A 9,328-nucleotide genomic window follows, 5' to 3' on the forward strand; every position below is an offset into this window, starting at 1 on the left:
GCGTCTTACCAAGGCGCATGCGACACCAGCTGGCCGCTGAAAAAACCCCAGGTGATCAACGCCAGGGTGATCACGGCCAGCACGACACGCACGGTCAAGGCAGTGACGAGGCGATCGGAGTGGCCCTCGTCCTTGACCAGAAAAAACAAGCCACTGAACAGGCTCACGACAGTCGCGATCAGCATCAGGGCAATGGCTGCTTTGAGCATGGTCTGGCTCCTGGGCTTTTACAAAGGGGGCGGGCAATGAAAACAAGTATAGCCAGCGCCATGAAACCGTTTCGTCCCGGCATCGCGCCGACACTGGTGGTGTTGATACTGCTGCCGTTGATGGTGGGTTTGGGGTTCTGGCAGTTGTCGCGTGGCCACGAAAAACAGGTGCTGCTCGATACCTACGCCGAGCGCCGCGCGGCGGCGCCGATGAGCAGTGGGCAACTTACTGACACCGCTGATCCGGCCTTTCGCCGCGTACGTTTGCGCGGTCAATTCGACGCCGATCACAGCGTATTGCTTGATAACCGGATGCGCGACGGCAAGGTCGGGGTCGAGTTGTTGCAGCCTTTCCACGACCAGGCCAGCGGTCTGTGGCTGTTGCTCAATCGCGGCTGGCTGCCCTGGCCGGACAGGCGCACCGCGCCCGTTTTCACTACTCCTGAACAACCAGTGAACCTCGACGCCTGGGTGTACGTTGCCACCGGCGAAACCTTCCAACTGCATGCCGACCCTGCCGGTGCGCCATGGCCGCGCGTGCTCACTGCGCTGCACCCCGCCGCGCTATGGGCCGAGTTGGGCCGCAGCGGTTTTGCCTACGAGCTGCGCGCCGAAGCCGGCCCCGGGACGTATGAAACCACCTGGCCAGTGGTCGCCATGGGGCCGGAAAAACACCTGGCCTATGCCGTGCAGTGGTTTGCCATGGCCCTGGCATTGCTTGCGCTTTACCTCTACCTCGGATGGCATAACAAAAAGGAGAAGCCCCATGGGAGCGGTCACGAATCCACTCAACATGTCTGAACGGCCTGATCGGCGCAAAGGCCGCTGGCAACTGCTCTTGATCCTGCTGATGGTGATCGGCCCGATGGTGCTGGCCACCTTTATGTACAAGCTGCAGTTCTGGGTGCCGGACAGCCGCAGCTACCACGGTGAGATGATCGGCAACGGCCAGACCCGCGTCGATATTGGCGTGCAGGCCGATGAAATGCGCTGGCAACTGCTGGTCACCGCGCCCGCGGCCTGCGCTGCGGACTGCCAGCAACTGGTGTACCTCGCGCGGCAGTTGCAGATTGGCCTGGGCCGCGACGCCTCTCGCGCCAGTCATGCCCTGGCCAGTGCGCAACCGGTGAGTGCTGACTACGAAGCCAAGCTCAAGGCCGAGTACCCGCAATTGCAGCGTTACGCGCTGGACCTCTCGACCTTCACCAAGAACGCCGCTGCGCCGGGTGAGGCGCAGCTGTGGATCGTCGATCCCCACGGCAACCTGGTGCTGCGCTACGACGCCAAGGTCAAGGGCAAGGACTTGCTCAACGACCTGCGCCACCTGCTGAAACTGTCGAATATCGGATAAGGGCACCGTCATGGCCAAACCTGGATTTCGCCTCGCGTTGTTTGCCACTTTGCTGGCACTGATCGTCGTGCTGCTCGGTGCCTATACCCGCCTGACCCATGCCGGCCTCGGCTGCCCGGATTGGCCGGGCTGCTATGGCTTTATCAGCGTGCCGCAAAGCGAGGCCCAACTGGCCCATGCCGAGCTGCATTTTCCCGACGCGCCGGTGGAGGCCGACAAAGGCTGGGCCGAGATGACCCATCGCTACTTCGCCGGCACCTTGGGCGTGCTGATCGCGCTGTTGGCGGCGCGTTCGTGGCGTCACCGACATGATCCTGGTCAGCCGGTGAAGTTGCCGCTGTTCGTGTTGGCCGTGGTATTCGCCCAGGCGGCGTTCGGCATGTGGACGGTGACTTTGAAGCTCTGGCCGCAGGTGGTGACCGGCCATCTGTTGGGCGGGTTTGCGACCTTGAGTCTGCTACTTTTACTGACGCTGCGATTGTCCGGGGTACTGCCTGCGTTGGTCGTGCCCAAGCGCCTGCAATATTGGGCCACCGCCGGGCTGGTGCTGGTGATCGGGCAGATCGCGCTTGGCGGTTGGGTCAGCTCCAACTACGCGGCCGTGGCCTGTGTCGATTTGCCGACCTGCCATGGCCAGTGGTGGCCGGCGGCGGACTTTGCCAACGGCTTTCACTTGACCCAGCACATTGGCCCCAACTACCTGGGCGGCCAGCTCGACAGCGAAGCGCGCACGGCCATCCACCTGACCCATCGCATCGGCGCGGTGCTGGTCAGCCTGGTGCTGCTGGGCCTGGCCTGGCAATTGCGCGCGGTAGGCATGACCCGGCTTGCCGGCTTGCTGCTGATCGCCCTGGCCGCGCAAATTGGCTTGGGCCTGAGCAATGTGGCGTTCGGTCTGCCGCTGCCGGTGGCTGTTGCGCACAACGCTGGCGGTGCGGCCTTATTGTTGACGCTGGTGCTGGTGAACTACCACGCGCGCACCAGCCTGGTTCGAGTGCGTCACCCGCGGTTGTTCGGCTGGCGCTTCAGCCCGCGCAAACCCGTGGCGGGCCTTGTCACCCTTAAAGGAGAGATGCCATGGCGACCTTGATCGGCGCCCGTCACGGCCGGGCTATCTGGCGCGACTACCTGGAGCTGACCAAGCCGAAAGTGGTGGTGCTGATGCTCATCACCTCGTTGGTGGGTATGTTCCTCGCCACGCGCGCCGGGGTGCCGTGGACGGTGTTGGTGTTCGGCAACCTCGGCATTGCGCTGTGTGCAGGCGGCGCGGCGGCGGTCAACCATGTGGTGGACCGACGCATCGATGCGGTGATGGCGCGCACTCACAAGCGGCCGCTGGCGGAAGGTCGCGTATCGCCTGTCGCGGCGCTGGCGTTTGCATTGTTTCTGGCGGTTGCGGGCCTGGCGCTGTTGCTGGCGTTCACCAACCCGCTGGCGGCCTGGCTGACGCTGGCTTCACTGCTCGGCTACGCGGTGATCTACACCGGGTTCCTCAAGCGCGCGACGCCGCAGAATATCGTCATCGGCGGGCTGGCCGGCGCTGCGCCGCCGTTGTTGGGCTGGGTCGCCGTCACTGGCCACATCAGCGCCGAGCCGCTGCTGCTGGTGCTGATCATCTTCGCCTGGACCCCACCGCATTTCTGGGCGCTGGCCATCCACCGCAAAGAGGAATACGCCAAGGCCGACATCCCGATGCTGCCGGTGACCCACGGCGAGCACTACACCAAGGTGCATATCCTGCTCTACACCTGCGTCCTGCTGGCGGTGAGCCTGATGCCCTATGTCATCCACATGAGCGGCCCGCTGTACCTGATATGCGCGCTGGTATTGGGTGGGCGCTTTCTGCAATGGGCCTGGGTGTTGTACCGTGGCGGTCGGCCGCACGCGGCGATCAACACGTTCAAGTACTCTATCTGGTACCTGTTTTTGTTGTTCATCGCCCTGCTCGTAGACCATTACTTATTGTTGAACCTATGACTCGAACTCAAAAAACCGTCTTTATCCTTGTGGCGATCGTCGCGCTGATCATGGGCCTGACTGTTAATAAAGTGCTGTCGGGCAAAGGCCAGGGTGATCCCACTGCGCTGATTGACGCTGGCATCATCCTGCTGCCGCAGAGCCGTCAACTGCCGGCGGTGACCATGACCAACCAGGACGGTCAGCCGGTGCAGGTCAACGCATTGAAAGGCAAGTGGAGCCTGTTGTTCTTCGGCTACACCTTCTGCCCGGACATCTGCCCGACCACCCTCGCCCAACTGCGCCAGATCAAGAGCGAACTGCCCAAGGAGGCGGTGGATAAGTTGCAGGTGATCCTGGTCAGTGTCGACCCGAACCGCGATACCCCGACGCAGCTCAAGCAGTACCTGGGCTACTTCGACCCACAATTTGCAGGCCTCACCGGCGCGAATGTGGACGACGTGCAGAAGGTATCGAATGCGGTGAGCATCCCGTTCATCCCGGCTGACACCAGCAAGCCCAACTACACCGTCGACCACAGCGGCAACCTCGCGCTGATCGGGCCGGACGGGACGCAGCGTGGGTTTATTCGGGCGCCGTTGAACAACCAGAAGCTGGTGGCGCAGTTACCGGGGTTGTTGCAGCGCAAGTGAAGACAACACAAAGCAAATGTGGGAGGGGGCTTACTCCCGATGGCGGCAGGTCAGTCAACATCTTCATCGACTGACACTCTGCTATCGGGGGCTTGCCCCCTCCCACATTTTAATCTCCAGTGTTTTGGAGATTGAAGGTTGGATCAGAACGCCGGTTTGATCGCGCCCTTGTACTTCTCTTCGATGAATTGCTTCACCTCAGGTGTGTGCAGTGCTGCAACCAGCTTCTTCACCGCGTCCGAATCCTTGTTGTCTTCGCGGGTGACCAGGATGTTCACGTAAGGCGAGTCGTTGCCTTCGATCACCAGGGCGTCCTTGGACGGGTCCAGCTTGGCTTCCAGGGCGTAGTTGGTATTGATCAGTGCCAGGTCGACCTGGGTCAGTACGCGCGGCAGTGTGGCGGCTTCCAGTTCGCGGAACTTCAGGTTTTTGCTGTTACCGGTGATGTCCTTGATGGTCGACAGGATGTTGGTCGGGTCCTTCAAGGTGATCAGGCCGCTCTTGGCCAGCAACAACAGCGCGCGGCCGCCGTTGGTGGCGTCGTTCGGGATCACCACGTTGGCGCCTTTCGGCAGTTCGTCCAGCTTCTTGTACTTGCTGGAGTAGGCGCCCAGGGGTTCCAGATGCACAGCGCCGACGCTCACCAAGTGAGTGCCCTTCGCTTTGTTGAATTCATCCAGGTATGGCTGGTGCTGGAAGAAATTCGCGTCCAGGCGCTTTTCGGCCACTTGAACGTTGGGCTGAACGTAGTCGGTAAAGACTTTGACCTTCAGGTCCACGCCTTCCTTGGCCAGGGCAGGTTTCACGAATTCGAGGATTTCCGCATGCGGCACTGGCGACGCAGCGACCGTGAGGGTCTCGGCGTGGGCGGAAAACGCGGCGACGGCGGCGAAAGCAACCAGTAGTTTTTTCATCCAACAAGCTCCTTGTTCGGGCATGTGCCGGCTTTGGGCCGGCAATGGCCGTTATTTTCGAGAAAAGTGCACCACCAGCTTGTCGCCGAGGGTTTGCAGAATTTGCACCAGGATCAACAGCATCACCACGGTAACCACCATCACATCGGTCTGGAAACGCTGGTAACCGAAGCGGATCGCCAAGTCACCCAGGCCACCGGCACCGACCACACCGGCCATGGCGGTGTAGGACACGAGTGTAATCGCCGTCACTGTAATCGCCGCGTAGATGCCGGGGCGTGCTTCGGGCAGCAGTGCATTGGTGATGATCTGGCGGGTGGTGGCGCCCATGGACTGGGTGGCCTCAATGATTCCGCGGTCCACTTCGCGCAGGGCAGTTTCCACCAGGCGCGCAAAGAATGGCGTGGCGCCCACGACCAGTGGCGGGATCGCCCCGGCTACTCCCAACGAGGTGCCGGTGATCAGAACGGTGAATGGGATCATCACGATCAGCAGGATGATGAACGGCAGCGAACGCAAGATGTTTACGATCAGCGACAGCAGCGCGTACAAACCTTTTTGTTCGAACAGCTGGCGCGGGCTGGTCAGGAACAGCAACACACCCAACGGCAGGCCCAGCACGACGGTGAAGAACAGCGAGCCGAACAGCATGATCATGGTGTCGCCGGTGGCGAGCCAGATTTCGGACCAGTCAACGTTGGCGAAAAAATTCAGGAAAACGTCCATTAGCGCAGCACCTCCATGTGAACGTCCGCGGCGGTAAAGCGTGCAAACGCCGCTTCCATGTCACCGCCGGTGACGGCGAGGGTCAGTTGCCCGTAGGGGATGTCTTTGATGCGGTCGATACGCCCGGCAAGGATGCTGTAGTCCACCCCCGTTTCACGGGCGACGGTACCCAGCAATGGCGCGTAGGTCGCGTCGCCCTGGAAGGTCAGGCGCACGATACGGCCGGGTACGTGGGCGAAGTCATCGCGCTGTTCGCCTTCGTCGACCTGCTCGGCTTCTTGTACGAAACGTTTGGTGGTCGGGTGTTGCGGGTGCAGGAACACGTCGGCCACCGAGCCTTGCTCGACGATCACGCCGGCGTCCATCACGGCCACCTGGTCGCACACGCGACGGATCACGTCCATTTCATGGGTGATCAGCACGATGGTCAGTTTCAGCTCACGGTTGATCTCGGCCAGCAGCTGCAGCACCGAGGCGGTGGTCTGCGGGTCGAGGGCACTGGTGGCTTCGTCGCACAGCAAAATCTTGGGCTTGGTCGCCAGGGCTCGGGCGATGCCGACGCGCTGCTTCTGGCCGCCGGACAATTGCGCCGGGTACTTTTTGGCGTGATCCGACAAGCCGACGCGGGCCAGCAGTTCAGCCACGCGCAGGTCGATGTCCTTGCGCGACAATTCGCCGGCCAGGGTCAGCGGCAGTGCCACGTTGTCGGCGACGGTCTTGGACGCCAGCAGGTTGAAGTGCTGGAAGATCATGCCGACCTGTTGCCGGAAACGGCGCAGGCCGTTGGCGTCCAGGGCGGTGACTTCTTCGCCGTCGACCGTGATCTGGCCGCCGCTCGGTTCTTCGAGGCGGTTGATCAGGCGCAGCAGGGTGCTTTTACCCGCGCCCGAGTGGCCGATCAGGCCAAACACCTGGCCGTTGTCGACGCGCAGACTGGTGGGGTGCAGGGCGGGAATATCCTTACCGGCGACGCGGTAGGTTTTATGGACGTTTTGAAACTCGATCACGTAGCGAACCTTGTGGGGCGCATGGAAAAGGGATCAGCGGTTAGCCGGGCGCGCATTTTAGCCTGTCCGATTAGCGTTTCTTAGCATTTATTTCGCATTCATCCAGCGATTTGGCAATAACGCGATCAAAGGTCATAAAAAAGGAACGGCCCAAGACACCATCAGTCACTACTTAGGCAACGCGATTTCCAGGTGCCGTGCCTGGGTTTTGCTCAAACGAGCCGGGGACCGCTCTGGCCACTTTGAATAAGGAGTTTTGACTGATGAGCACCAAGAAGCCAGCTACCCCGCCGAAGAGTGAACTTGCAGGCACCGATACCCTGGACCGTGGCAATACCAACGCCAAGCTGCAGGCACTGGAAGCGTTCCGGTCCGACGCGACCGGCCAAGCCTTGCGCACTAACCAAGGCGTGAAAATTTCCGACAACCAGAACAGCCTGAAGGTCGGTTCTCGTGGCCCTTCTCTGCTTGAAGATTTCATCATGCGTGAAAAAATCACGCACTTTGACCATGAGCGTATTCCGGAGCGCATCGTGCATGCCCGCGGGACTGGCGCACATGGTTACTTTCAATCCTATGGCGACCATTCAGCGCTGACCAAGGCCGGATTCCTGCGTACCCCAGAGCATAAAACTCCGGTATTTGCGCGCTTTTCCACCGTGCAAGGCCCGCGCGGCTCCGGCGACACCGTGCGTGACGTACGCGGTTTTGCCGTGAAGTTCTTCACCGACGAAGGCAACTTCGACCTGGTCGGCAACAACATGCCGGTGTTTTTCATTCAGGACGCAATCAAGTTTCCTGACTTTGTGCATGCGGTAAAACCTGAGCCACACAACGAGATTCCTACCGGTGGCTCGGCCCATGACACCTTTTGGGATTTCGTCTCGCTGCAGCCGGAATCGGCGCACATGGTGATCTGGGCGATGTCTGACCGAGCGATTCCAAAAAGCCTGCGCGCCATGCAGGGTTTTGGCGTGCACACCTTTCGCCTGATCAACACCGAAGGCAAATCCAGCTTCGTGAAATTCCACTGGCGACCCAAGGTTGGCACCTGCTCCCTGGTGTGGGACGAAGCGCAAAAGCTCGCGGGTAAAGACACCGACTACCATCGCCGAGATCTGTGGGAGTCGATTGAAATGGGCGATTATCCCGAGTGGGAATTGGGCGTTCAGGTGGTCGCCGAAGAAGATGAGCATAAATTCGACTTCGACTTGCTGGACCCCACCAAGATTATTCCTGAAGAGCTGGTGCCCATTACGCCGCTGGGCAAGATGGTGCTTAACCGCAACCCGGATAACTTCTTCGCCGAAGTCGAGCAGGTTGCGTTCTGCCCTGGCCATATCGTGCCGGGTATCGACTTCACCAATGACCCCTTGCTGCAAGGCCGTCTGTTTTCCTACACGGATACGCAGATCAGCCGACTGGGTGGGCCGAACTTCCATGAGATCCCGATCAACCGCTCCATCGCGCCGTTCCATAACGGTCAGCGCGATGCTCAGCACCGTACTGTGATAGACAAGGGCCGCGCTTCTTACGAGCCGAACTCTATCGATGGCGGCTGGCCGAAGGAGACGCCGGCAGGGCCGACGGATGGCGGCTTCGAAACCTATTACGAGCGTGTCGACGCCAACAAGGTACGCGAGCGCAGCGAGTCGTTCGGTGACCACTTCTCCCAGGCCACGCTGTTTTTCAACAGCATGAGCCACTATGAGAAAGAGCACATCATTGCGGCGTACAGCTTCGAGTTGGGCAAAGTGGAACGCGAGTTTATCCGCGCCCGTCAGGTGAACGAGATTCTGGCCAATATCGATCTTGAATTGGCCAAGCGTGTTGCGCAAAACCTCGGCTTGCCGGTGCCGACCAAGGGCACTGTGCCTGCGCGTGAAACATCGGTGAAAAAGTCACCGGCTTTGAGCCAGGTGAACCTGCTGTCGGGTGATATCAAGACGCGTAAAGTGGCGATTCTGGCGGCCAATGGCGTAGACGGTGCGGCGATCGATGCGCTGAAAAAAGCGCTGGAGACCGAGGGTGCGCATGCCAAGTTGTTGGGGCCGACCTCGGCACCTGTGACCACGGCGGATGGCAAGACCCTGCCGGTGGATGCGTCGATGGAAGGCATGCCGTCCATTGCGTTTGACGCGGTGTTTATCCCGGGCGGTAAGGAGTCGGTGCAAGCGTTGAGCGGTGATGGTGTGGCGCTGCACTATGTGCTGGAAGCGTACAAGCATCTGAAGGCGATTGCGGTTGCCAGTGACGTGAAGCCACTGCTGGATCTGCTGAAACTGGAGGTGGATGCGGGGCTGATCGTGGGGGCTGATGCTGCGGCGTTCAAGGCGTTCTTTGCCGCGATTGCGCAGCATCGGGTGTGGGATCGCGAGGCTAAGGCCAAGGCGATTCCGGCTTAAGATCTTCGCTGTTTGTCAAATCGCCATCGGGAGCAAGTCGAATCGTCGCACCGCCCCTCCCACATTTTGAATGTGTTCACCGTTCAAAACGTGGGAGGGGCGGTGCG

10 protein-coding genes are annotated in these 9,328 nt (G+C 60.6%); 6 read left to right on the forward strand and 4 right to left on the reverse strand.

Going from position 1 to position 9,328, the window contains the following annotated elements; translation table 11 throughout:
* Nucleotides 1–5 precede the first annotated feature (5 nt).
* Nucleotides 6–209, reverse strand: a complete 204-nt coding sequence (locus V6M90_RS06445; protein WP_003170769.1) for a twin transmembrane helix small protein — start codon at nucleotides 207–209, stop codon at nucleotides 6–8.
* 36 nt (nucleotides 210–245) lie between these two features.
* Between V6M90_RS06445 and V6M90_RS06450 the strand changes: the two genes are divergently transcribed.
* Genes V6M90_RS06450 through V6M90_RS06470 form a run of 5 tightly spaced genes read left to right on the forward strand, consistent with a single transcriptional unit; the run spans nucleotide 246 to nucleotide 4,169 of the window.
* Nucleotides 246–1,010 carry an SURF1 family protein gene (locus V6M90_RS06450; protein ID WP_332846218.1) on the forward strand — a complete coding sequence of 255 codons (765 nt, stop codon included), beginning with the start codon at nucleotides 246–248 and terminating at the stop codon, nucleotides 1,008–1,010.
* Nucleotides 976–1,560, forward strand: a complete 585-nt coding sequence (locus tag V6M90_RS06455) for a hypothetical protein (protein ID WP_332846219.1) — start codon at nucleotides 976–978, stop codon at nucleotides 1,558–1,560. Before V6M90_RS06450 ends, V6M90_RS06455 begins: the two co-directional genes overlap by 35 nt.
* A 10-nt stretch (nucleotides 1,561–1,570) precedes the next feature.
* Nucleotides 1,571–2,650 (forward strand): COX15/CtaA family protein, encoded by a 1,080-nt coding sequence (locus V6M90_RS06460; RefSeq protein ID WP_003170772.1) that lies wholly within the window; start codon nucleotides 1,571–1,573, stop codon nucleotides 2,648–2,650.
* Nucleotides 2,638–3,537 (forward strand): heme o synthase, encoded by a 900-nt coding sequence (gene cyoE / locus V6M90_RS06465; protein WP_003170773.1) that lies wholly within the window; start codon nucleotides 2,638–2,640, stop codon nucleotides 3,535–3,537. Before V6M90_RS06460 ends, cyoE begins: the two co-directional genes overlap by 13 nt.
* Nucleotides 3,534–4,169, forward strand: a complete 636-nt coding sequence (locus tag V6M90_RS06470) for an SCO family protein (protein ID WP_003170774.1) — start codon at nucleotides 3,534–3,536, stop codon at nucleotides 4,167–4,169. The genes cyoE and V6M90_RS06470 overlap by 4 nt, the downstream gene beginning before the upstream one ends.
* 143 nt (nucleotides 4,170–4,312) lie before the next feature.
* Here the strand turns inward: V6M90_RS06470 and V6M90_RS06475 are convergent, their stop codons facing one another.
* From V6M90_RS06475 to V6M90_RS06485, 3 genes are read right to left on the reverse strand one after another with little or no spacing between them, the layout of a single operon-like run.
* Nucleotides 4,313–5,083, reverse strand: a complete 771-nt coding sequence (locus V6M90_RS06475; RefSeq protein ID WP_003170775.1) for a MetQ/NlpA family ABC transporter substrate-binding protein — start codon at nucleotides 5,081–5,083, stop codon at nucleotides 4,313–4,315.
* Nucleotides 5,084–5,134: 51 nt separating this feature from the next.
* Nucleotides 5,135–5,809 carry a methionine ABC transporter permease gene (locus V6M90_RS06480; RefSeq protein ID WP_141062760.1) on the reverse strand — a complete coding sequence of 225 codons (675 nt, stop codon included), beginning with the start codon at nucleotides 5,807–5,809 and terminating at the stop codon, nucleotides 5,135–5,137.
* Nucleotides 5,809–6,816, reverse strand: coding sequence for a methionine ABC transporter ATP-binding protein (locus V6M90_RS06485; RefSeq protein ID WP_003170777.1), 1,008 nt, complete (start codon nucleotides 6,814–6,816; stop codon nucleotides 5,809–5,811). The genes V6M90_RS06480 and V6M90_RS06485 overlap by 1 nt, the downstream gene beginning before the upstream one ends.
* Nucleotides 6,817–7,079: 263 nt before the next feature.
* On the opposite strand from V6M90_RS06485, the gene katE reads away from it, so the two are divergent.
* A complete protein-coding gene (gene katE / locus V6M90_RS06490; RefSeq protein WP_332846220.1) occupies nucleotides 7,080–9,221 on the forward strand; it encodes a catalase HPII in 2,142 nt (713 codons plus the stop codon).
* Nucleotides 9,222–9,328: the final 107 nt, after the last annotated feature.

The sequence above is a fragment of the Pseudomonas lactucae genome (genome assembly GCF_036688725.1).
Lineage (GTDB): Bacteria > Pseudomonadota > Gammaproteobacteria > Pseudomonadales > Pseudomonadaceae > Aquipseudomonas > Aquipseudomonas lactucae.